Source organism: Kitasatospora sp. NBC_00240 (genome assembly GCF_026342405.1).
Classification (GTDB): domain Bacteria; phylum Actinomycetota; class Actinomycetes; order Streptomycetales; family Streptomycetaceae; genus Kitasatospora.
This window is the reverse complement of record NZ_JAPEMU010000001.1, coordinates 3,453,770-3,477,071: the sequence shown is the minus strand read 5'-3', so window position 1 is coordinate 3,477,071 and position 23,302 is coordinate 3,453,770. Positions and strand designations below refer to the sequence as shown.

Sequence of the window (23,302 nt, the reverse complement as noted above, 5' to 3'; positions counted from 1 at the left end):
ATGTTCGAACGATTCACCGTTGCCGCGCGCCAGGCGATCGTGCAGGCCAAGGAGGAGGCTTCCGAGCTCCGGCACGACCACGTGGGCACCGAGCATCTGCTGCTCGGCGTCCTCGGGCAGGCCGCGGACCCCTCCGCCCGGGTGCTCGTCGACGCCGGGCTCGACCTGGCCACCGCGCGGGCCGCCGTGGTCCGACTGCTCGGCCCCGGCGACGACGCACAGGCGCTGGCCGCGATCGGGGTGGACCTGGACGCCGTCCGGGAGGCGGTCGAGGCCGCCTTCGGCGAGGGGGCGCTGGACGGGCCGGCGAGGGAGGGGGAGCGCCGCGGCCGGAGCTGGTTCAAGGGCGGCGGCCGCAGCCCGTTCACCGGCCGGGCGAAGAAGACGCTGGAGTTGTCGCTGCGCGAATCGATCCGCCTCGACTCCGGCCACATCGCGGTCGGTCACATCCTGCTCGGCCTGCTGCGCGAGGGGCAGGGCCTGGGGGCCCGGGTGGTCGCGGAGCACGGGCTGGACCTCGCGGCCGTGCGTCGGGCGGTCGAGGTCCGGCTCGCCGAGCCGGCCGGCTGACGGGGCGGTCGCGGGCCGGCCGCGGGCAGGCCGGCCGCAGGCAGGGCGGCCCGGGTGGGGTGCGTCGCGCCCGGGGGCGGCCGGCCCGCCCGGGGTCGGCAGCCCGCCGGTGCCGCCGATCCGGTCGTCGGTCGCCTGTCGGTCGTGCCCGGGTCGGCGCGGACGCCGACCGGTCGAAGCCCGGTGTTCCCGAACCGTCCGTCAACTGGTCGGTTGAGTACATCAAATGAATGGATATGATCTTTCGATCGCGCCTGGCGCGCAACCGCCCGGAGGCCACGGCAGCGTGCCCCCGGGCGGTTGCACGCTGCCCGCCCCGCCGTCGACGCCTGCAGCCGAGGACCGGACTGATGAGAGCACGCACGAGACCCGCCGACGGGCCCCGCCTGCGACCGGCCCCGCGCACCGTCGCCCTGACGGGCGCCGCGGTGCTGCTGGCCGCGGTCGCCGGCCCGGTGGCCGTGACCCGGGCGACCGCCGCCGACCAGCCGCTGACCGCCGCCGCCGTCTGCGCCGTCGTCGTCCTGTGGTGCATAGCCGTCGGACTCGCCGCCGGCGCCACCGAACGGGCCCGCCGCCTCGCCGCCGAACTGGCCACCTGCCAGGACGAACTGGCGGACGCCCGGAACGACACGGCCGGCGCCCACACGCGGACCGCCGAGTCCACCGCCGCCGCCGAGGCCGCCCGCAAGGAGCGCGACACCGCCCTCGCCGCTCTGGCCACCGCCCAGGACGAGCTGGCCCGGGCCGAGAAGGAGGCCGAGAACCGGCACGCCGAACGCCGCGAACTCCTCCGGCTGACCGACGAGATCCTCCCCGCCGTGGTCGAACGGCTGCGAACCGGCGACTCCGTGGACACCGCGCTCGCCGAGCACCGCCGCCACCCGCAGATCGCCGTCCTGCGCACCGTCGCCGAACAGGTCGGGCGCGGCGAGCGGGAGCGGGCGGCCGCGCTCGCGGTCTGCGCCACCGCCGCCGGGCGGGTCCAGGCACTGGCCACCAGCATGCACGCCGACCTGCGCGAGATGCAGCACCGGCACGACGAGGACGTCCTCGGCGACCTGCTGCGGCTCGACCACTCCACCGCCCAGGCGGGCCGGCTGGCCGACAGCATCGCCGTCCTCACCGGCGCCCGCTCCGGCCGCCGCTGGACCAAGCCGATCGGCGTGGAGTCCGTCCTGCGCGGCGCGCTCGGCCGGATCGGCGCCTACCAGCGGGTGCGGCTGCACAACGCCAGCACCGCCGCGGTCGCCGGGTACGCCGCCGAAGGCGTGATGCACGCGCTCGCCGAACTGCTCGACAACGCGGCCAACTTCTCCGCCCCTCCGGCCGAGGTGCACGTCTACGTGGAGGAGGTGCACGCCGGCCTGGTGATCACCGTCGAGGACGGCGGGCTCGGCCTCGGCGACAGCTGGCTGCGCCGCGCGGAGCGGGCGGTCTCCGGCGAGCCCCTCGACCTCGGCGCACTGTCGGCCGGCACCCGGATCGGGCTGGCGGTGGTCGGCTCGCTGGCCCGCAAGCACGGACTGACGATCTCCTTCCGGCCGTCCGCCCGGGGCGGCACGGGCGTGGTGATGCTGATCCCGCAGCAGTTGGTCACTCACCCGCCGGCCGCCGAGCCGCCGCCCGCGGCCCCGCCGGCGCCGCCCGCCCGGCCCGTGCCGGCCGCCGTCCCCGCTCCCGCGCCGGTGCCCGAGCTGGTCGCGGCCGCCACACCCGGTGACACCGCCGGGCGGGGGAGCGGGCCGACGGTCGACGGCGGCCTGCCGCAGCGTCGCCGCGGCCAGACCCTCGCGGCCGCCACGCACGCCGCGGCGGTTCCCGGCGGGACGCTCACCGTCGCGCCGCCGGCGGCCGAGCCGCCGCGGACGGCCGCCCCCGATCGGATCGACGCCGCGCGGGCCGCCCGGTTCGGGGCGTTCCGCAAGGCCCTGCAGGGCCAGGACACATCCGACGATTCCCCCGTATCCCCGAAGGACGACTCCTGATGAGCAGCGCGACCGGCCGTGACCTCGACTGGCTGTTGGAGAACCTGCTGACCGCGACGCCCGGTGCCAGGCACGCCCTGGTGCTCTCGGCGGACGGCCTGAAGCTCTGTCACACCGCTGCCCTGAGCACCGACCAGGCGGACCAGCTCGCCGCCATCGCCTCCGGGATCCAGAGCCTGGCGCACGGCGCCTCGATCGAGTTCGGCGACCGCACCGGCGGCGTCCGGCAGTCGATGACCGAGTTCCACGGCGGCATCCTGTGCATCGTCGCGGCCGGCGAGGGCGCGCACCTGGCCCTGGTCACCGACGACGACGCGGACGTGGGCGTGGTGGGCCACAACATGCACGGCCTGATCGAGCAGATCGGCAGTCACCTGAGCGCCCCGCCGCGGGAGCAGGACGAGGGCGACGGCCGGCCGGCCGGCGTCGGCCCGGCATGAGCGCACGGCCGGTGCCGGCGGGCCGCGACGACGACCCGGACCGGCTCTACACCGTCACCCGGGGGCGCAGCCGTCCGCCGGAGAACGCCTTCGACCTGGTCACGCTGATCGTCGCGGAGTCCGGCCCGACTCCGGGCATGCAGTCCGAGCTCGCCCGGATCCTGCGGATCTGCTCGGCCCCGACGGCGGTGGTGGAGATCGCCGCCGAGCTGAGGATGCCGGTGTCCGTGGTGAAGATCCTGCTCGGCGACCTGGTGGAGGCGGGCCTGATCAGCGCCCGCCATCCGCGGTTCTCCCCGGGCCGGCGGCCGGGCGCCGCCCGGCTGCCCGACCTCGACACGTTGAAGCAGGTGCTCCATGGACTCCAGCAGCTCTGACACCGCGCTCCGCCCGGGGCGCGCGCCGCTGCGCGGGACCGCCGACAACGGCATGAAGATCGTCGTGGTGGGTGGTTTCGCCGTCGGCAAGACCACCCTGGTCGGCGCGGTCAGCGAGATCCGTCCGCTGAACACCGAGGAGACCATGACCCGGGCGGGCGTGGGCGTCGACGACACCTCCGCCGTACCGGACAAGAAGTCGACCACGGTCGCCTTCGACTTCGGCCGGATCACCCTCTCGGACGAGAACGTGCTGTACCTGTTCGGCGCGCCCGGGCAGGAGCGGTTCTGGTTCCTCTGGGACCGGCTGTTCAGCGGTGCGCTCGGCGCGGTGGTGCTGGTGGACACCCGGCGCCTGGAGGAGTCCTGGTACACGATCGACCGGCTGGAGCACCACGGCACCCCGTTCATCGTCGCCCGCAACAACTTCGGCGAGCCGACGCACGGCCTGGACGAGGTCCGCCGCGCGCTCGACCTGCCCGACGACGTCCCGCTGGTGGACTGCGACGCCCGGGACCGCGAGTCGGCCAAGCAGGTGTTGATCGCACTCGTCCGCCATCTGCACACCCGCGTCGAAGCCTCCCAGCGGGAGGGCGCGCCCGAGGAGGAGACCACCCCGTGACCGAGCCCGCCCCGACCCCGCCGCCGGGCTGCCCGGCGCACGCCGACGCGGCCCCGCTGTACGGGCCGCGGTTCCAGACCGACCCGGCCCAGGTGTACCGCGAGCTGCGCGCCGCCCACGGTCCGGTGGCACCGATCGAGCTGGCCGGGGGAGTACCGGGCTGGCTGGTCATCGGCTACCGCGAGCTGCAGCAGGTCACCGGGCAGCCGCAGCTGTTCGGCCGGGACTCGGCCCGCTGGAACGCCTGGCCGTCGATCCCGGACGACTGGCCGATGAAGCCGATGATGGCGCCGGTGCCGTCGATCCTGTACTCCGAGGGCGCCGAGCACCGGCGGCGCTCCGCCGTCGCCGGCGACGCCTTGGCCAGGGTGGACCAGTACGAGCTCAGGAAGCACTCCGAGGAGATCGCCGACCGGCTGATCGACCAGTTCGCCGGGCGCGGCGAGGCGGACCTGGTCGCCGACTACGCGCACCGGCTGCCGCTGCTGGTGCTCTGCCGGCTGTTCGGCCTCCGCGAGGAGGAGGCGCCGGCCCTGATCGAGGGCCTGCTGACGATGCTGGACGGCGGCCCCGACGCGCAGGCCGGGGCGGCGCGCCTGCTGTCCGGTATGGAGCGGCTGGTCGAGGAGAAGCGGGAGTGGCCCGGCTCCGACATCCCGTCCCGGATGATGGCGCACGAGGCCGGGCTCAGCGAGGCGGAGCTGATGCGGGACCTCCGGGTCCTGCTGATCGCGGGTCACCAGCCCACCACCTACTGGATCTCCAACGCGCTGCGGCTGATGCTCACCGACGAGCGGTTCGCGGCCTCGCTCTCGGGCGGGCGGCGCAGCGTCGGCCAGGCGCTGAACGAGGCGCTCTGGGAGGACACCCCGACGCAGATCTTCGCGGGCCGCTGGGCCACCAGGGACACCCAGCTCGGCGGGCAGCGGATCGCGGCCGGCGACCTGGTGCTGCTGGGCCTGGCCGGGGCGAACGCGGACCCGGCGGTGCGCCAGGCGGACGGTACTCCCGCGGAGGGGAACCGGGCGCACCTGAGCCACTCCCACGGCGAGCACGGCTGCCCGGCCCCGGCGCAGGAGGTGGCCGAGATGATCGCGACCACGGCGATCGAGGTGCTGCTGGACCGGCTGCCCGATCTGCGGCTGGCGGTGGCGGAGCACGCCCTGGTGTGGCGTCCCTCGCCCTGGGTCCGCGGCCTGGTGGCTCTGCCGGTCTCGTTCACCCCCGGGTACGTGGCCGGGTGAGCGGTCCTCGCGTCCCGTCGAATTCCCGAACCGAAGGAGTGCGCCGATGACCGCACCGATCGTGCTCGACCCGCTGGCGCGGGACAACGCCGCCGAGGGCGCGCTGCTGCGCGGGGCCGGTGCGGCGGCGGCCGTGGTGCTGCCCGGTGGGGTGGCCGCCTGGGCGGTGACGCGGCACGCGGCGGCGCGGGAGCTGCTGACCGACCCCCGGCTGGTGAAGGACGCCGGGCACTGGGCGGCCTTCCAGCGCGGCGAGGTGCCCCGGACCTGGCCGCTGATCGGCCTCGCGGTGCCCGGCCCGAGCATGGTGACCACCGACGGGGCGGAGCATCGCCGGCTGCGCGCGCTGGTGGCCCAGGCCTTCACGCCCCGCCGGGTGGAGCTGATGCGCCCGCAGGTGGAGGCGATCACGGCGGGACTGCTGGACACCCTGGCGGCGGGGCCGCGCGAGGTGGACCTCAAGACGGCGTTCGCCTTCCCGCTGCCGATGACGGTGATCGGCACGCTGCTGGGGGTGGACGAGGCGGACCACGCGCACCTGCGCGACCTGTACGAGCGGTTCTTCGGCAGCCGGCCCGACCCGGGCGGGATCCAGGCGACGATCGCCGCCCTGAACGCCTTTGTCGGCGGTGTGGTCGCGCAGCGCCGGGCCGCGCCCGGTGACGACCTGACCAGTGCCCTGCTGGCGGCGGACGTGGAGGGCGGCGCGCTCAGCGACGCCGAGGCGGCGGCCACCCTGCGGGTGATCATCGCGGCGGGTCACGAGACCACCGTCAACCTGATCAGCAACGCCGTCCGGGCCCTGCTCACCCATCCGGAGCAGCTGGCGCTGGTCCGGTCGGGGGAGGCGCCGTGGTCGGCGGTGGTCGAGGAGTCCCTGCGCTGGACCCCGCCGACGAGCAACTTCCTGTTCCGCTTCACCACCGAGGACGTCGAGGTGGACGGGGCGGTGATCCCGCGCGGCGAGCCGGTCCTGATCTCGTACAACGCGATCGGCCGGGACCCGGCGCAGCACGGTGTCACCGCGGAGCTGTTCGACGTCACCCGTGATCCGGCCAGGCACCTGTCGTTCGGGCACGGCCCGCATGTCTGCCCGGGTTCGCCGCTGGCCCGGCTGGAGGCGGCGGTGGCCCTGCCGGCGCTGTTCGAACGCTTCCCCGGGCTGGCGCTCGCGGTGCCGGACGGGGAGCTGTCGCCGAGCCCGTCGCTGGTGGTCAACAGTCTGAAGGAGCTGCCGGTCAGGTTCTGAGCGGGTCGGTCGGTCCGGTCACGGCGGGCGGGGCATCCTCGGAAGGGCGGGGGTGTCCCGCCCTCGCCGTCGGCGGTCGTGGCTGGTTCCAGCACAGCTCGGTCACGACTCCGACTCCACCCGATGAAGGTCGAACGGACACCTTGGCGCGAGGTTGCCATTACGTTAACGTCTTCAAGCCAGCTACCGCTGGGTACGGACAGTTCTCGTGTACAGCGCAGTGTTGCTCCGCCATATCGCCGTTGCCCGAAGCCCTGGCCTGGAGGACGCTTTGACCCTCACCCTGACCGCGACCGAGGTGTGCCGATGAACGCCCGCCGACGCCTGCTGGTGGCCCCCGCCGTTCTGGTCCTGGCCCTCACCGCAGCCTGCTCCAACAGTGCCGGCGGTTCCGGCGGCTCGGGCGGCTCGGGCGGAGGTTCGGGGTCGGCGGCCGCGCTGACCGGTGACTGCGCGAAGTTCCAGCCTTACGCGGGCCACTCGGGGACCAAGGTGACCATGTTCGCCTCGATCCTGAGCCCGGAGTCGGACAACCTGGAGAAGTCCTGGGCCGACTTCAGCAAATGTACGGGCATCAAGATCAGCTACGAGGGCTCCAACGACTTCGAGTCCCAGCTGCCCGTGCGGGTGAGCGGCGGCAACGCGCCCGACTTCGCGATCATCCCGCAGCCGGGCCTGCTGGCCCAGATGGTGAAGACCGGCAAGGTGGCGAAGCCGCCGGCCGGGACGGTCGCCAACGAGGACAAGTGGAGCCCGGTCTGGAAGACCTACGGCTCCGTCAACGGCACCTTCTACGCGGCGCCGATGAGCGCCAACATGAAGTCGCTGGTCTGGTACTCGCCGAAGACCTTCAAGGACGCCGGCATCGAGGTGCCGAAGACCTGGGCGGACCTGATGGCCGCCAGCGACAAGCTCGCCAAGGCCGGCGGCGCCAAGCCGTGGTGCGGCGGCATCGGCTCCGGCACGGCCACCGGCTGGCCCGCCACCGACTGGCTGGAGGAGATCGTCCTCGGCTCGTACGGCGGCGAGGTCTACGACCAGTGGGTCGACCACAAGGTGAAGTTCAGCGACGAGAAGATCACCACCGCGATGCAGACGCTGGCCGGCTGGATGCAGAACCCGGCCTGGGTGAACGGCGGCATCGGCGATGTGAAGTCGATCGCCACCACCACCTTCCAGGACGCGGGCGCGCCGATCCTGGCGGGCAAGTGCGCGATGCTCCAGCAGGCGTCCTTCTACCAGGCGCAGTGGCCCAAGGGCACCAAGGTCGCGGCCGACGGTGACGTGTTCGCCTTCCACCTGCCGGCCGTGAACCCGGCGGTCCCGAACCCGGTCGAGGGCGGCGGCGAGTTCCTCGCGGCCTTCTCCGACCGGCCCGAGGTGCAGGCGGTGCAGAACTACCTGTCCAGCTCCGACTGGGCCAGCAGCCGGGTGAAGACGGCCACCGGCTGGGTGTCGGCCAACCAGGGCGTGGACAAGAGCCTGTACACCGACCCGATCGACCAGCTCTCCGCCTCCAAGCTGACCGACCCGACCGCGACCTTCCGGTTCGACGCCTCCGACCTGATGCCGGCGGCCGTCGGCTCCGGACAGGAGTGGAAGTCGCTGACCGCCTGGTTCGCCGAGGGCCAGTCCATCCAGCGGGTCACCGCCGACATCGACGGCGCCTGGCCCCAGTAACCGGCGGTCCGGCAGGCAGCCAGCCGACGTCAACAGTTGAACGGTCGGCCCGCCGGTGTGCACCGGCGGGCCGACCGGCCGAGACCACCTGCCGAGGGCGGTGCGGGGCCACCCACCCGCACCGCCCGCCCCCTACGCCCCACCGGCGCCGCACCTGCCGGCCGTCACCGTCCCTCACCCCGAACGTGCCCCACCGGGGAGGAGCGGGATTCCAGGAAGGACGATCAGTCATGTCCGTCACCAGGGCGCTGCTCGCCGACGGCGCGTGGACCGACGCGAGCGTCAAACTCGGCAACATGGTGGGGGCCGTCGCGGGCTTCCTCGGCATCCTGCTGGTGATCTTCTTCGTCGCCGGCCGGGCCTCCGGGCGGATCGCCCGCCCGCTGGCGGTCGTGGTGTTCCTCGGACCGGCCGTCCTGCTGCTGATCGTCGGGCTGGTCGCACCCCTGGTGCGGACCGTCTACCTGAGCTTCTACAACGACGACGGGACCAAGTTCCTCGGCGGCAGGAACTACGGCTGGGCGTTCACCAGCGACTCCGTCCAGCATGTGCTGCTGAACACCCTGCTCTGGCTCGCGGTCGCCCCGCTGGCCGCCACCGGGCTCGGCCTGATGCTCGCGCTGCTGGTCGACCGGGTGCGCGGGCAGGCCGTCTACAAATCTCTGATCTTCATGCCGATGGCGATCTCGCTGGTCGGCGCGAGCATCATCTTCAAGTTCGTCTACGACGCCAGGGACGTCTCCCAGTCGCAGATCGGCCTGCTGAGCCAGCTGGCCATCAGCCTGGGCTGGCACCATCCGCCGAACTGGATGCTCTCCCAGCCGCTGAACACCTTCCTGCTGATGGTGGTGATGGTCTGGGTGCAGACCGGCTTCGCCATGGTGGTGCTGTCCGCGGCGATCAAGGCGATCCCGGACGAGGTCACCGAGGCCGCCCGGCTGGACGGCGCCGGCGGGGTGAAGCTGTTCTGGTTCGTCACCGTGCCGATGATCCGCACCACCCTGGTGGTGGTGCTCACCACGGTGATGATCACGACCCTGAAGGCCTTCGACATCGTCCGCACGATGACCGGCGGCAACTTCGGCACCCAGGTACTGGCCAACGAGATGTACTCGCAGTCCTTCGTGCAGTTCAACACCGGCCGGGGCAGCGCCCTCGCGGTGATCCTCTTCCTCGGGGTGCTGCCGCTGGTGGCCTACAACATCGTCCAGTTGCGCAAGGAGCGTGCCGTCCGATGAACGAGAACGGCGCGGCCCCGGCCGCCGAACCCGCCGGCGCGAAGCTGCCGGCACCCGTCGCGGGGCCGGTCCGCAAGGCCTTCAGCAGTCCGCTCGCCTCGGGTTTCGTGATCGCCGTGACGGTGCTCTGGACGCTGCCGACCCTCGGCCTGCTGGTCACCTCGCTGCGACCGAAGCAGGATGTGGCCGAGAACGGCTGGTGGACCGTGTTCGCGCACCCCGACCTGGGGCTGTCGAACTACCACACGGTGCTCTTCGAGGGCGGCTTCGGCGTCAGCGGCGGCCTGATGCCGTACCTGGTCAACTCGCTGGCGATCAGCATCCCGGCGACGGTCTTCTCGCTGGTGCTGGCGGCGATGGCGGCCTACGCGCTGTCCTGGGTGCGGTTCCGGGGCAGCGACGTCATCTTCTTCGTGATCTTCGCCCTCCAGGTGGTGCCGCTGCAGATGGCACTCATCCCGCTGCTCCAGCTGTTCTCCGGCGGGGCGCACCTGGGTTCGGTGACGATCATCCCCGCCTTCGACCTGAGCGGGACGTACGCGCCGGTCTGGCTGGCGCACACGATGTTCGCGATGCCGCTGGCGATCTTCCTGCTGCACAACTTCGTCTCCCAGCTGCCGCGGGACCTGATGGAGGCGGCGATCGTCGACGGCGCCTCGCATTTCAAGATCTTCCGATCGATCGTGCTGCCGCTCTGCACCCCGGCGCTGGCCTCCTTCGCGATCTTCGAGTTCCTCTGGGTCTGGAACGACCTGCTGGTGGCGCTGACCTTCGCCGGCGGTACGCCCGAGGTGGCCCCGATGACGGTCCGGCTGGCCCAGCTGTCCGGCTCCTTCGGCGGACGCTGGGAGCTGCTGACGGCGGGTGCGTTCCTGTCGATCATCATTCCGCTGATCGTCTTCTTCAGCCTGCAGCGCTACTTCGTCCGCGGGCTGCTGGCCGGCTCGGTCAAGGGCTGACCCGCTCCTCGTGGCCGCCCGGAGCGCGGCGGCCACGAGGAGCGTCGCGAAGCGGCGCCGGCGGACCGCCCGGTCTGCGCGGTACGCATCCCGTCGACCCTCGGGGAACGCCCCGACGAAGGCCCGGTGGCCGCCCGTTACGGGCGGCCACCGGGCCTTCGCGCGTCCGGGGGCTTGTGTCACAAATCTGCGACACAAGCCCTCCGGGGTGGATTTGAACTTGTTCAGAATGATCGCTCTCCCTAGAGTCTGCGTCATGTCGCGGCGTCGATCCAGCGCCTGCCGGCGGACTGCCCCGTGGGCTGGTTCCGCATGCCCACTGACCAGTTGAGGGTGACTCATGTCCGATTCGTCCATACCCGAGCCGTCGCCCGGCACCCCGCCGCCCGCGGACGCGCAGCCGCCGGTCACCCCGGAGCCGGCCGTCGCCGGGACCCGTCCCGTCGACCCGTTCGCCGCCCCGCAGGGCCCCCAGCCGTTCCGGCCGCAACCGCTGCCGCCGAACCGGCTGATGGCCGAGACCGCGCCCGCCCGGCGGGCACCGGCCACCCTGAGGGTGGTGCTGGCCGCGATCGCCGCAGGTCTGCTCGGTTCCTGGCTGCTGGGGGAGGGCGTCGGCGTCAACCTGCTGATCTGCGCGCTCGCCGCCACCGCGACCGCCGGGCTCGCCGCCAGGGCGGCCGGACGCGAACTCCGGCCCTGGACGGTGCTGTGGAGCGTGCTCGCCGCGGGCGTCCTGGTCGTCCCCGTGCTCTCCGACGCCGGGTGGCCGACCTTCCTGGCCGTCGCCTCATCCCTCGCACTGGCCTCCCTCGCGCTGCACGGCGGGCGCCGCTGGACGGGCGTCACGCTGGCCCTGCCCGGCTTCCTCTGGCACCTGGTGCCTTCGCTCCCGTGGGCGCTGCAGGCCCTGCGCGGCCGGGACTACCCGGCCAGGGACAAGGTCGTGCCGATCCTCAAGGCGACCGCCGTCGCGGTGGTGCTCCTGATCGTCTTCGGCGCCCTGTTCGCCAGCGCCGATGTCGCCATGGGTGACGTGCTGTCCAGCCTGACGCCCACCGTCGAACTCGACGACCTGCCGGCCCGGTTCCTGCGCTTCGTGCTGGGCACCGTCCTGGTACTGGGCTTCGCGCACCTCGCCGCCGGCCCCCGGGTCTGGGACCGCGCCACCACCAAGCCCGGCCGCGAGCGCGGCCGCCTGGAGTGGGCACTCCCGCTGACCGCCCTGAACCTGATGTTCGCCACCTTCACCGTGATCCAGGTGGTGGTGCTGGCCGGCGGTCGCGACGCGATCACCAAGAACACCGGGATGAGCCGCTCCGAGTACGCCCGGCAGGGCTTCTGGCAGCTGATGGTGATCACCGTCCTCACGCTCGGGGTGGTGGCGCTGGCCAAGCGCTGGGCCCCCCGCTCCACGCCCGCCGACCACCGGCTGACCCGGGCGCTGCTCGGCACCCTCTGCGTCCTGACCCTGGTGGTGGTCGGCTCCGCACTGCTGCGGATGTACTACTACGTGGACGCCTCCGGCCTGACCACGCTGCGCCTGTGGGTGCTGGTCGTGGAGATCTGGCTCGGCGTCGTCTTCCTGCTGGTGATCGCCGCCGGCGTGCTGCGCTCGGGATCCTTCCTGCCGCGCGCCGTGGTGCTCAGTGCGGCCGTCACCGCCGCCGTGTACGGGCTGATGGGGCCGGACGCCATGGTCGCCGAGCAGAACGTGGCCCGCTACGAGAACAGCCCGACCAAGCAGATCGACCTGCGCAACGTCCGGGACCTCTCGCTGGACGCCGTGCCGGCCCTCGACCGGCTGCCCGAGGACCTGCGGACCTGCGCGCTGCAGGAGATCGACCGGGCGCTCGCGGACGGTCCGGCGCCCTGGTACGCCACCAGCCTGGCCGAGTCCCGGGCCCGGGAGATCCTTGAGCGGCACCCGATCGGGGACCACCCGGCCGCCTCCTGCTCGGCCGTCGGGTTCAAGTACCGCTATTCGTACGACTACTGACCATCGGCCGGGCGCCCTCACGGTCGGGGGCGTGCCGGGCGCGGCAGTGACGGCGCCGGCCGGGAGCGGAGTGCTCCCGGCCGGCGCCGTGGTTCACGCGATCGAGACGATCGTCGTGGCCGTACGTCAGAGGATCGCGCCGTGCGCCTCCCCGGTGGGCAGGTCGCTCGCCTTGGCCTTGATCACGAAGATCGCGACCAGCAGGGCGACCCCGGCGAGCGCGGCACCCGCGATGAAGCCCTGCGAGATGCCGTACGCCAGGACCTGGTTGCCCATCGCCGTGGCCTGCTCCTTGGTCGGTGCGGCGCCCTTCGGTGCGGCGGCCATCAGCTCGGTGGTCCTGTCGGCCGCGGCCGTCGCGAACACCGTGGTGAGGATCGACAGGCCGAGCGAGCCGCCGATCTGCTGCATCGAGTTGAGCAGGCCCGAGGCGGCGCCGGTGTCCTGCTCGGCGACACCCGCCACGGCGAGCAGCATCACCGGCACGAAGATCAGACCCATCCCGAAGCCGAAGATGACGGTCGGGACGAGCACGCCGTCCACGTAGCCGCTGTCGGCGCTCAGGGTGGTCAGCCAGGTGAGTCCGACGGTGACCAGTGCGGCGCCGCCGGCCATGAACGGCTTGGGGCCGAGCTTCGCCTGGAAGGTCGACGCGATCTGCGCCGCCACGATGATCGCCGCGCTGATCGGCAGGAAGGCGACGCCCGCCCGCAGCGGGCTGTAGCCCAGCGGGCCCTGAACGAACAGCGTGATGTAGAAGAAGATGCCGAACATGGCGGCCGCCAGGCAGAGCATCATCACCAGGCCGCCGGTGCGGTTGCGGTCGGCGAACAGGTGCAGCGGGGTGATCGGCTGAGCGGTGGTCCGCTCGATCACCACGAACGCGGCCACCAGGATCAGGCCCGCGGCGAAGGAGCCCAGGGTGATCGGGTCCGACCAGCCGTCGGAGGCCGCCCGGATGAAGCCGTAGACCAGGGCGACCAAACCGACCGTGGAGGTCAGCGCGCCCGGGATGTCGAAGCGGCCGGTCTGGCGCTCGGACTCGGCGATGTAGCGCGGAGCGGCGAACGCGATCAGGGCCGCGATCGGCACGTTGACGAAGAACACCCAGCGCCAGTCGAGGTACTCGGTGAGCAGGCCGCCGGCCAGCAGGCCGATGGCGGCGCCGGAGCCCGCCACCGCCGAGAAGACGCCGAAGGCCTTGTTGCGTTCCGGTCCCTCCTCGAAGTTGGTGGCGATCAACGCGAAGGCGGTCGGTGAGCAGATCGCGCCGCCGATGCCCTGCAGGGCGCGCGCGGCCAGCAACATGGTGCTGTCCTGCGCGAACCCGCCGAGCAGCGAGGCGAAGCCGAAGAGCAGGGTGCCGATGATGAACACCCGGCGGCGGCCGAGGATGTCGCCCGCCCGGCCGCCGAGCAGCAGCAGCCCGCCGAAGGTGAGGGTGTACGCGTTGATGACCCAGGACAGGTCGGTGGTGGAGAACTTCAGCACGTCCCGGATCTGCGGCAGCGCGATGTTCACGATCGTGGCGTCGAGCACCACCATCAGCTGGGTCGCGGCGATCACGGTGAGCGTGATGCCTTTGCCCCGGCTTTTGCCGAGTGGCGGAGAGTTCTTGCTGAGTGTGTCGGAGATAGCCAAGATGTGCCCCCTGCTGGCTACTGCTTCGTATGCTTTCGGCTGCGGTCCGCGAATGCCTGCCGTGGTCCGGGCATGGTTCGGCGCCTGGTCCGGGCGGTGGGCCGGACCGGTCTGCCGGCCGTGGTCGCGGTCTATGAAGGAACGGTAGCGTTCACTAAGCTGGACGATAGCCGGAGCGTGTTTGTGAACGCAACCGTTCTCTAAGGTTGGTGGCGATGGATCAGGTGAAACGACTGCAGAAGGAGGCCGGCCCGTCGGCCGTGCCGGTGTCGTCCGGTTGCGCGCTGGTCGCCGGCGTCGCGGTCGGCGTCGCGGAGGTCCTCGCCAGGCCGGCCCGCCGGCGCGGCGAGGCGCTGGAGCGGGCGATCTTCGAGGCCACCCTCGACCAACTCACCTCCGGCGGGTACGCGCGACTGACGATGGAGGGTGTCGCCGGCGCGGCACGCACCGGGAAGGCAGCGCTCTACCGGCGATGGGCGTCCAAGGTCGACCTTGTGCTCGACGCCCTGCGCTCCACTCTGCCACCCCCTGACGACATCCCCGACCTCGGGTCCGCCCGAAGCGAGTTGCTGCTGCTCATCGACCGTTTCGGGACGGCTCTGGAGTCCCGGGTGGGGGGAGCGATGAACGCTCTGATGAACGAGCTGGACCACGACCAGGCCCAGGTCTTCAAGGAGTTCGTGGTCGAGCGGGTCTTCGACCCGACCAAGGCGGCCACCCTCGCCATCCTGCGCCGCGGCGAACTCCGCGGGGACGTCCGGCCCGGCGCGGCCAACCCGCTGGTCGCCGACGTCGCCCCGGCGATGCTGATGTACCGGGTGAAGGTCTGCGACGGCCGGCTCGGCGACGGCTTCGGCGTGGACCTCGTGGACCAGGTGCTGCTGCCCATGGTGCGACGGTAGGGGGCCGGGGCCGCCGCTTCCACCCGTTTTCCGGGCCGCCCCGGCCGGCCGCGTGCCGTCCGGGCCGCCCTGGGCGACCCCGAGCGGCCCGGGTGGGCCACCCGCCGGCCGGCGTACACCCTCTGCGGCGACCGCCGGCCGCGCCGCGTCCCCGGGGTCGGCCCGTCCCACCGGGTGACCGGGGCCGCCCGGCGCGCGCCGTAGGCTGGAGGGACTCCTCGTCGAAACGGATGCCCCGATGCCTGTCGTACCCCCGACCCACTCCGTCGAGCGCTCGCTGCGCCGGGCCGGCGCCCAGGTGGTCGTCGGCCTCGACGAGGTCGGACGGGGCTCCTGGGCCGGCCCGGTCACGGTCGGCGCGGCGGTCACCGGACTGCGCAAGCCGCCGGACGGCCTGACCGACTCCAAGCTGCTCACCGTGCGCCGCCGGGGCGCGCTCGCCCCGCTGCTCGCGGACTGGGTCACGGCCTACGCGCTCGGCCACGCCTCGGCGCAGGAGTGTGACGAACTCGGCATGACGGCCGCCCTGCGACTGGCCGCGGTCCGGGCCCTGGAGGCACTGCCGGTGCGTCCCGACGCGGTGATCCTCGACGGGAAGCACGACTACCTCGGCGGCCCCTGGCAGGTGCGGACGGTGATCAAGGGCGACCAGTCCTGCATCTGCGTCTCGGCAGCCTCGGTGCTCGCCAAGGTCCACCGGGACGCCCTGATGGCCGAGATCGGCGAGAGCCACCCCGAGTACGGCTTCGCCGACAACGCCGGGTACCCCTCACCGGTGCACCGGGCCGCGCTGGAGGAACTCGGTCCGACCGAGCACCACCGGCTCTCCTGGTCCTACCTCGACGCGCTGCCCAAGTGGCGCCACCTGAAGCGCGAACGGACCTTCGCCGGCGCGGACGAGCAGCTCACGCTGGGTTTCTGACGGATCCTGCGCCCCGCGCGCCGCCGTCGGCCTCCGCCCCGGCCGGCCCTCCTCCGTGCGCGTCCGGTGTTCAAGGGGTGGGGCGCCCGTGCGCGTTCGAGCGGCATTTGATAGATATCCGGGTATGCCTGTCTTCCCCGAGGAGCCGGAGATTCACGAGAGCATCCCGGGCCCCGGCGTTCCCTTCCCCCGCGAGTCGGACGCACAAGCCCGCCGTACGCCTGCCACCGGCAGCGCGTCCCCTGCCATCAACCCCGCCAACTCCCGGACCGCGGCCGCCGTGCCCGCCGTGCCGGGGCCCCGACCCGGTCCGCCGCGACCGGCACCGCCCCGGGCCGTGAAGCCCGGACCGCCGGCCCGTCCCGGCCGCGGTCCCAAGCCCGGGACGGCCGCCGGCCGCCCCGCACCGACCGTCCAGTACGTCGCCGCCCCCACGGCCGACGCCCTGGAGCGTGCCGACGACACCGTGGACCAACTGCTGGAGTCCGGCCGTCGGCCGGGTGACGTCCTGGTCCTGACCGTCGGTGAACCGCACCCGTGGCAGCAGCACGAACTCTCCTTCGGCGAGGCCCGCTACTGGGCGCAGCTCACCGAGGGCGACGACGTGTTCTACGCGGACGCGGGCCTGACCCGGCCGGCCGGCCGTGAGGTCGTGGTGCTGGTCGTCAACGAAGCCTCCCCCGACCGCGCCGGACTCGCGTTCCAGCAGGCGCTCGGCCGCGCCGGCGCCCTGCTGGTCGTGTGCGGCGAGGCCGAGGCGGTGGGCGCCCCGGGTGCCCCGGAGAGCCGACCGGCCCTGGCCTGACCGTCCCGCCGCCGGGCCTCCTCGCCCGGCACCCGCTCCCACGACCGTCGCCGGCCCGGCCGGCTCGGTCGGATCGTCGGCCGGCCCGCCCGGATCGGCCGTACCCGCCACGCCCGCTGAGGTCTCCGGACCTCAGCGGGCGGCCGTGCGTCTGGCCGGCTCGACGGCGGGCACCGCGGGCTGCCCCCAAGACCGCTCGGCCGCCCGCTCCTCACGGGCGGAGCGAGGCGGCAGCTCCGTGACGGTGTGCACCGGACCGTCGGCCCAGGAGCCCGAGTGCGGGCTGCGCCCGCCGCGACCGTCGCCGAGGGTCTGCCATCCTGCCGGCGTCAGCGCGATGTACGAGCCGCAGCGCAGGCCGTGCAGCGCCGCCGCGTCGCGCAGCGCCCACATCCAGGCCCCGTCCTGTTCCGTCCAGCCGGCCAGGCCGTCCCGGCAGCGCAGCAGCACCGCGGTCCTGGCGGGGGCGGCCCGTCGGAGGTCGTGCGGGATCACCTGGCGCAACTGGGCGAGCAGCGCGTTGCGGTGCTGCCAGCCGTCGCTGACGTGCGGGCGCGGCGTGAAGGAGGCCGACGCGACGACATGCTGCACCACGTCCAGCACGCTGATCACCACGGTGCCGGGCTGGGGCAGGTGGCGCCGGTGCAGCTCGGTCACGAACTCGCGAGGATCGCGCAGCAGCGGCACGCCGACCGCGGCCCAGCTCTCCAGATCCAGACTGCGTCTGCCGTCCGCACCCCGGGTGAAGGGATTCCGACCTCGGTCCATACCGTTGATCACGATCCTCCTTCCCTGCCCCGGCGAGTGTGCGGGTGCGCGCGTACGCCGAAGCCCGGTCCGTCGGACCAGGCATTTGGGTACGCTCCAATTCTCCCGGTAAAGAGGCCGGACCGGCAACGATGAAATGACGAACGCCGCCCGAAAGTCGACGTTCTGCCGGATATATTCCACCGGGGCGGTACGGCCATTCGGCTGAGGCCGAGACTGTCGCCCGGCGACGGCGGGACTTCGACCGGCGGCCCCCACCACCGCTGCCGGGGCCGCGCCGGCCACTGCCGTCCCCGGTGCCCCGCACACCCCACGCGCCCCTGGGTGCCGCCCCTCCCGCCGCTCCGAGCGGGTTCCCCCGGCCTACCGCGGGTCATCCTTTCGGGTCTCCCGCCGCGGCGCCCACCGGCCTGCGGGCCGGTGCCCCGGCCCGCAGGCCGTGGTCACCCCTGGACGGCCAGCACCAGCGGCAGGACGGCGCTCGCCCCGGCCCGGCGCAGCAGTCTGGCCGCCACGGTGACCGTCCAGCCCGAATCGACCAGGTCGTCGATCAGCAGCACCGGCCCGGCGGCCTCGGCGAGCGCCTCCGCCAGCCCGGGCGACAGCACCAGCGCCCCGGCCAGCGAGTGCAGCCGCTGCGCGCTGTTGCTCCGCCCGCCCTGCGGCGCGTGGCCGGCGGCGTACTCGATCCCGCCGAGCAGCGGCAGCCGGCCGATCGAGGCGATCTTCGCGCCGAGGCTCCCGACGAGCTGCGGCCGGCCCGACGAGGCCATGGTGACCACGCCGACCGGCCGGTCGAGCCGACCGCCCTCGGACGTCGCGGGGCCGGCCCAGCCGCCGGGGCCGCGGGCCCAGTCGGCGAGCACCGAGACCAGGGCGTTCACCGCGTCGTCCGGCACCGGCGAGTCCGGGGTCTGGTCGGCCAGCATCGCGCGCAGCCGGTTGCCCCAGCCGATGTCGGAGAGCCGGCCGAGCGCGCGACCGGTCTCGGCCTGCTCGCCGGCCGGGATCCGGCCCTTGAGCGGCACCCCGAGCGCGTCCATCCCGGTCGGCCACAGCCGGCGCGGCTCGAAGGTCACCCCCGGGCGGCCCAGCGCCGCGCGGGCGGCGTCCAACGCGGCGTCGGAGACGTCGGCGCTGTGCCGGGGCCCCGCGCAGTTGTCGCAGCGGCCGCAGGGCACGGCCTGGTCGTCGTCCAACTGCCGGCGCAGGAACTCCATCCGGCAGGCGGAGGTCGAGGCGTACTCCCGCATCGCCCGCTGCTCGGCCTCGCGGGAGGCCGCGACCTTGGCGTACCGGGCCGTGTCGTAAGCCCAGGCCTGCCCGGTGGCCGTCCAGCCCCCCTTGACCCGCCGCACGGCGCCGTCCACGTCCAGCACCTTGAGCATGGTCTCCAGCCGGGCCCGCCGCAGGTCGACCCGGGGCTCCAGGGCGGCCGTGGACAACGGACGCCCGGCTTCGGCCAGGGCGTCGATGGTGCGGCGGACCTGCTCCTCCGGCGGGAAGGCCAACGAGGCGAAGTACCGCCAGATCGCCTCGTCCTCGCGGCCGGGGAGCAGCAGCACCTCCGCCCGGTCCACGCCACGGCCCGCGCGGCCGACCTGCTGGTAGTACGCGATCGGGGAGCCCGGTGAGCCCAGGTGCACCACGAACCCGAGGTCGGGCTTGTCGAAGCCCATGCCGAGGGCCGAGGTCGCGACCAGCGCCTTGACCCGGTTGGCCAGCAGGTCCGCCTCGGCGCTGCGGCGCTCGGCGTCCTCGGTCCGCCCCGAGTACGAGGCCACCGCGAAGCCGCGCTCGCGCAGGAACGCCGTCACCTCGTCGGCCGCGGCCACCGTGAGGGTGTAGACGATGCCGGAGCCGGGCAGCCGGTCGAGGTGGTCGGCCAGCCAGGCGAGGCGGTGCGCGGGGTCGGGCAGGGACAGCACCCCGAGCGAGAGGCTCTCCCGGTCGAGCGGGCCGCGCAGCACGAGCGCGAGTTCGTCCGAGGTGCCGGTGCCCAACTGCTCGGCGACGTCGGCGGTGACCCGGGCGTTGGCCGTCGCGGTGGTGGCGAGCACCGGGACGCCCGGCGAGAGGTCGGCGAGCATGGTGCGCAGCCGGCGGTAGTCGGGGCGGAAGTCGTGCCCCCAGTCGGAGATGCAGTGCGCCTCGTCGACCACCAGCAGTCCGGTGGAGGCGGCCAGTTTCGGCAGCACCTGGTCGCGGAAGTCGGGGTTGTTCAGCCGCTCGGGGCTGACCAGCAGGATGTCCACCGCCCCGGCCGCCACCTCGGCCTGGATCTCGTCCCACTCCTCGGTGTTGGCGGAGTTGATGGTGCGGGCCTTGATGCCGGCCCGGGCGGCCGAGTCCACCTGGTTGCGCATCAGGGCCAGCAGCGGCGAGACGATCACGGTGGGGCCGGCGCCACGGCCGCGCAGCAGTGCGGTGGCGATGAAGTAGACCGCGGACTTTCCCCAGCCGGTGCGCTGGACGACCAGTGCGCGCCGGTGGTCGACCACCAGTGCCTCGATCGCCAGCCACTGGTCCTCACGCAGTGTCGCGGCCGGGCCGGCCAGCTCGCGCAGGACCTCCTCGGCCCGCCCCCGGACCGCGGCCCGCTCGGCCGCCGTGGCGCCGGACCGCGCCACGGCCGGACCGCCGGGTACGGGTGCGCCGCCGGGGGCGTCGGGACCGGGGAAGGCGGCGGAGGCGTCGTCCTGCGGGCTGGTGTGGGTCTCGGGCTGATCCATGCGTCCATGTAACAGTGCCGGGCCGACAAACCGCGAACGCCCTGGACGGCAGACCGTCCGCTCTTTCGCCGCAAGGGCCTTTCGGTTAAACTGACCTGACGTCAAATCCCGCTCGTGCGAGTGATTTTCATGTGCGCCGGACGGGTGACAAGATATCCACAGGCGGGGTTTGTCCACAGGAAATGACGAATTCCGGGCGGCTGACAATCCGCGCGCCATTCTTCGGTCCATGAACGAAGAACACGGCACACCGCACCCGGACCCGATCCCCGGTCACCTGCCGGTCAGGATGCGCGGCCCCGCCGACATGGCCGAGCTGCTCCCCTACCTGTTGGGCTTCTTCCCCGACGACAGCATCGTCGCGGTCGGCCTGCAGGGCGCGGACCTGCAGCAGGGCGGGGTGATCCGGGTCGACATCCCCGAAGCACCCGCGGACTGGCCGCGGGCGGCGGCCGAGACGGCCGCGCTGCTCGTCCGGCTCTCCGAACGGCGCGACCACCGGCCCGCTCAGGTGCTGCTCTACCTGTGCCGTGATCCCGAGGAGGGGGACGCCCGGCCGGTGCTCGGCACACTCGGCCCGCTGGCGGAGGCCCTGCGGACGGCCTTCGAGGCGAGGGGCGTGAGCGTCAAGGAGTCGCTGTGCGTCTCCGGCGGCCGCTGGTGGTCCTTCCTGTGCCGACGGGCGGGCTGCTGCGAGCCCTCGGGCAACCCCGTCCACCGGACTCGGGGGCCGGGCCCGGTGGTCGCCGCGGCCACCTTCGCCGGCCTCGCCCCCCGCGGCAGCCGCAAGGCGATCGTGGCCGGCCTGGCGCCGATCGGCGAGCCCGGCGCGGAGACCCAGCGGCTGGCGATCGAGCAGGCGCTGCGGCAGCCGGGCGCCGACGCCGGGGCGGCCCGCGAGCGGTCGGGGGAGCTCCTCGACGAGGTGATGGCGGAGTTCCGGGCGGGCGCGCGGGAGCTCGACGAGCGGCGGACGGCCCTGCTGCTGGTGGGGCTCCAGGACAAGCTCCTGCGCGACCGCGCCGCCGAGTACGCCGAACCCGCCGAGCTCGGGGCGGCCCAGCGGCTCTGGCGGTTCCTCGCCAAGCGCTGCGTGATCCCCTTCGACGGCTACGCGGCGGCGCCGCTGACCCTGCTGGCCTGGACGTCCTGGCTGGCGGACGACACCGCGACCGCCCGGGTGGTGCTGGGCCTGGTGCTCCGGCTCGACCCGGACTACCTGCTGGCCCAGCTGCTCCACGAGTCCCTGAACGGCGGCCTCGCCCCGGAGCAGCTGCTGGAGGGTGTACGGGCCGAGCGGGCCAGGAGAGCGGTCGCCCTGCCGGGCCCGGCGGCCGGGAACGGCCCCGCCGCGGGGGAGCGGCGCCCGCCGTCGGGGCGCCGACCGGTACCGGAGCCCGGCGCCGGGTCGGCGGCAGCGTACGAGGAGGAGCCGCCGTCGCCCGGGCCGGACGACGATCGGGGGCCCGGGCCCGCCCCAGGTCGGTCGGTGCGGGCCGGGCGGCCGCAGGCCCCGGGGCGGCCGCTCCCCGGGCGGCAGCTGTCGGCCCGCACCAGGGCGGCGGTCCGACGGCGGCGCCGGGCCGCCGAGGTCCCGCCCGGCCCCGGGGACGGCCTTCGGGCCTGGGACGGCCCCGGACACCGGTGCAGGGCCCGTGGCACCGCGGCGGGGTCGTGACGTGCGCCGGGCCGGGGCGGTGTCCCGCACCGCACGGACGGATCGTGGATCGCGTACAGGTCCGTGGCCTGCCCGGCGCAGGCCCCGGCCCGCGCACGGGCCGCCGGGCCGCCACCGGGCTCCAGGGCTCGCCGGGACCAGGGGCCGGGCCCGGCGGGCGGGCCGTTCAGAGCTCGCCGCGTGCCAGCCCGATCAGGCGGTCCAGCACCTTGCCGCCGCTCGCCCGCAGGCCGTCGTGCTCCCACTCGTTGGTGATCCACGGCTGCAGGCCGCGGACGGCGCGCGCGGTCGCCAGGGAGTCGGCGGTGTCCACGTACATGTCGTCGTGGTAGACGGCGGCGGCCACCGGCACCTCGTTGGCGGCCAGCCGCTCGAGGCTGTAGAGGTCGGGCCAGTCGGTGCGGTCGGCGAGCAACTGGGCCGTCTCCGCGAGCGGGCGCAGGGCGGGGTCGGTCTCGAACATCCAGGGGTAGATCATCTCGCCGGTGAAGAGCACCGGCGCCTCGGACCTCAGCGCGGCCCGGGCGTCGAAGCCGGGGAACTCCTTGCGAACCCGCTCGGCCGCCCAGGCCGTCCCGGCCGCGTCCACCGAACGCTGGCCGTAGATCGACTCGTGCAGCACCGCGTACAGCGGATTCTGTGCGAAGGACAGCTTGGCCTGGGCCTCCGCCAGGAAGGTGTCGGAGAGCTCCGGTCCGGCCGGTCCTTCGACCCAGGCCTCCTCCAGCAGGTAGTGCAGGACGTGCGAACCCGCGCCCGAGCCGAGCATCATGCCCAGGGCCTGGAACGCCTCGACGGTGAGCAGCCCGCCGTCCGGGAGGGTGGCGGGGGAGTCGGCCAGGCGGGCGGCGATCCGCCGGGCGGCGGCGACGTCCCCCGGGTAGCGGGCGTAGTGCGCCTCGTTCTTGCCGGCCACCCGTGGGTAGGCCGAGCGGTACACGTCGTCGGCGGAGCTGCGCAGGCCGGCCAGGCCGCCGGTGATGAAGACCTCTCGCAGGCCCTCCGGCGCCAGCGAGAGGTAGGTGAGGGCGCAGAAGCCGCCGAAGCTCTGCCCGAGCAGGCTCCAGCGCCGCTCCTCGCCCAGCAGCAGACGGCGGACGTGCTCGGCGTCCCGGACGATCGAGTCCGCCCGGAAGTGCGCGAGGTGGTCGGCCTGCGCCTGCGGTCCGCCGCGGCGGGCCAGGGTCTGCCGGGTGGCGGGTGTGGAGCGGCCGGTCCCGCGCTGGTCCAGCAGCAGCACCCGGTAGTCGTCGAGGGCCCGGACCAGCCAGCCGTCACGGCCGAGCGGCCGCCCGGCCTTGCCGCCGGGGCCGCCTTGGAGGAAGAGCAGCCAGGGCAGGTCGTCGCCCTCGCGGCCGGCCGCGACCACCTCCCGGGCGTACACCTCGATCCGCTCGCCCTGGGGCACGGAGTGGTCGAGCGGCAGGTGGAAGACGTGATCGGTCGTGACGATCCCGGGCAGCCGGCTGGCGGTGGACATACAACTCC

At 73.7% G+C, this 23,302-nt stretch carries 19 protein-coding genes; 15 read left to right on the top strand and 4 right to left on the bottom strand.

Annotated elements, in window-relative coordinates; translation table 11 throughout:
* The 11 genes from OG689_RS14705 to OG689_RS14655 all read left to right on the top strand — a co-directional run bounded on the left by OG689_RS14705 (nt 1) and on the right by OG689_RS14655 (nt 12,366).
* Nucleotides 1–570: a Clp protease N-terminal domain-containing protein gene (locus OG689_RS14705; RefSeq protein ID WP_266320723.1), complete on the top strand. Its 570-nt coding sequence runs from the start codon at nt 1–3 to the stop codon at nt 568–570.
* A gap of 350 nt (nt 571–920) precedes the next feature.
* Nucleotides 921–2,558, top strand: a complete 1,638-nt coding sequence (locus OG689_RS14700; protein ID WP_266320721.1) for an ATP-binding protein — start codon at nt 921–923, stop codon at nt 2,556–2,558.
* Nucleotides 2,558–2,998 carry a roadblock/LC7 domain-containing protein gene (locus tag OG689_RS14695; protein WP_266320719.1) on the top strand — a complete coding sequence of 147 codons (441 nt, stop codon included), beginning with the start codon at nt 2,558–2,560 and terminating at the stop codon, nt 2,996–2,998. Before OG689_RS14700 ends, OG689_RS14695 begins: the two co-directional genes overlap by 1 nt.
* Nucleotides 2,995–3,375 carry a DUF742 domain-containing protein gene (locus tag OG689_RS14690; RefSeq protein WP_266320718.1) on the top strand — a complete coding sequence of 127 codons (381 nt, stop codon included), beginning with the start codon at nt 2,995–2,997 and terminating at the stop codon, nt 3,373–3,375. The genes OG689_RS14695 and OG689_RS14690 overlap by 4 nt, the downstream gene beginning before the upstream one ends.
* Nucleotides 3,356–3,997 carry an ATP/GTP-binding protein gene (locus tag OG689_RS14685; RefSeq protein WP_266320716.1) on the top strand — a complete coding sequence of 214 codons (642 nt, stop codon included), beginning with the start codon at nt 3,356–3,358 and terminating at the stop codon, nt 3,995–3,997. The genes OG689_RS14690 and OG689_RS14685 overlap by 20 nt, the downstream gene beginning before the upstream one ends.
* Nucleotides 3,994–5,241: a cytochrome P450 gene (locus OG689_RS14680; protein WP_266320714.1), complete on the top strand. Its 1,248-nt coding sequence runs from the start codon at nt 3,994–3,996 to the stop codon at nt 5,239–5,241. Before OG689_RS14685 ends, OG689_RS14680 begins: the two co-directional genes overlap by 4 nt.
* 46 nt (nt 5,242–5,287) lie before the next feature.
* Complete coding sequence (locus tag OG689_RS14675) at nt 5,288–6,490, top strand: cytochrome P450 (protein WP_266320713.1); 1,203 nt, start codon at nt 5,288–5,290, stop codon at nt 6,488–6,490.
* A gap of 306 nt (nt 6,491–6,796) precedes the next feature.
* Nucleotides 6,797–8,170 (top strand): ABC transporter substrate-binding protein, encoded by a 1,374-nt coding sequence (locus OG689_RS14670; protein WP_266320712.1) that lies wholly within the window; start codon nt 6,797–6,799, stop codon nt 8,168–8,170.
* A gap of 230 nt (nt 8,171–8,400) precedes the next feature.
* A complete protein-coding gene (locus OG689_RS14665; protein ID WP_266320710.1) occupies nt 8,401–9,408 on the top strand; it encodes a carbohydrate ABC transporter permease in 1,008 nt (335 codons plus the stop codon).
* Nucleotides 9,405–10,367 carry a carbohydrate ABC transporter permease gene (locus OG689_RS14660; RefSeq protein ID WP_266320708.1) on the top strand — a complete coding sequence of 321 codons (963 nt, stop codon included), beginning with the start codon at nt 9,405–9,407 and terminating at the stop codon, nt 10,365–10,367. The genes OG689_RS14665 and OG689_RS14660 overlap by 4 nt, the downstream gene beginning before the upstream one ends.
* A 340-nt stretch (nt 10,368–10,707) precedes the next feature.
* Entirely contained in the window at nt 10,708–12,366 is a 1,659-nt protein-coding gene (locus tag OG689_RS14655) for a DUF4153 domain-containing protein (RefSeq protein WP_266320706.1), read from the top strand.
* A 126-nt stretch (nt 12,367–12,492) separates the two neighbouring features.
* On the opposite strand, the gene OG689_RS14650 is transcribed toward OG689_RS14655, so the two are convergent.
* On the bottom strand, nt 12,493–14,007 hold the full coding sequence (locus OG689_RS14650) for an MFS transporter (RefSeq protein ID WP_266320704.1): 1,515 nt from the start codon (nt 14,005–14,007) through the stop codon (nt 12,493–12,495).
* A gap of 215 nt (nt 14,008–14,222) precedes the next feature.
* Between OG689_RS14650 and OG689_RS14645 the strand changes: the two genes are divergently transcribed.
* From OG689_RS14645 to OG689_RS14635, 3 genes are all read left to right on the top strand, one after another.
* Complete coding sequence (locus OG689_RS14645) at nt 14,223–14,909, top strand: TetR/AcrR family transcriptional regulator (protein ID WP_266320703.1); 687 nt, start codon at nt 14,223–14,225, stop codon at nt 14,907–14,909.
* Nucleotides 14,910–15,147: 238 nt separating this feature from the next.
* The gene (locus tag OG689_RS14640) at nt 15,148–15,831 is read left to right on the top strand and encodes a ribonuclease HII (protein ID WP_266320701.1); all 684 of its coding nucleotides are present in this window, start codon (nt 15,148–15,150) and stop codon (nt 15,829–15,831) included.
* Between the two features lie 124 nt (nt 15,832–15,955).
* Nucleotides 15,956–16,636 carry a hypothetical protein gene (locus OG689_RS14635; protein WP_266320699.1) on the top strand — a complete coding sequence of 227 codons (681 nt, stop codon included), beginning with the start codon at nt 15,956–15,958 and terminating at the stop codon, nt 16,634–16,636.
* 132 nt (nt 16,637–16,768) lie between these two features.
* Here the strand turns inward: OG689_RS14635 and OG689_RS14630 are convergent, their stop codons facing one another.
* Entirely contained in the window at nt 16,769–17,404 is a 636-nt protein-coding gene (locus OG689_RS14630) for a hypothetical protein (protein ID WP_266320698.1), read from the bottom strand.
* A gap of 443 nt (nt 17,405–17,847) precedes the next feature.
* Nucleotides 17,848–20,136, bottom strand: coding sequence for a RecQ family ATP-dependent DNA helicase (locus tag OG689_RS14625; protein ID WP_266320696.1), 2,289 nt, complete (start codon nt 20,134–20,136; stop codon nt 17,848–17,850).
* Between the two features lie 229 nt (nt 20,137–20,365).
* On the opposite strand from OG689_RS14625, the gene OG689_RS14620 reads away from it, so the two are divergent.
* Nucleotides 20,366–21,814 (top strand): DUF4192 family protein, encoded by a 1,449-nt coding sequence (locus tag OG689_RS14620; protein WP_266320695.1) that lies wholly within the window; start codon nt 20,366–20,368, stop codon nt 21,812–21,814.
* Nucleotides 21,815–21,980: 166 nt separating this feature from the next.
* On the opposite strand, the gene OG689_RS14615 is transcribed toward OG689_RS14620, so the two are convergent.
* Nucleotides 21,981–23,294 (bottom strand): alpha/beta fold hydrolase, encoded by a 1,314-nt coding sequence (locus OG689_RS14615; RefSeq protein ID WP_266320694.1) that lies wholly within the window; start codon nt 23,292–23,294, stop codon nt 21,981–21,983.
* Nucleotides 23,295–23,302: the final 8 nt, after the last annotated feature.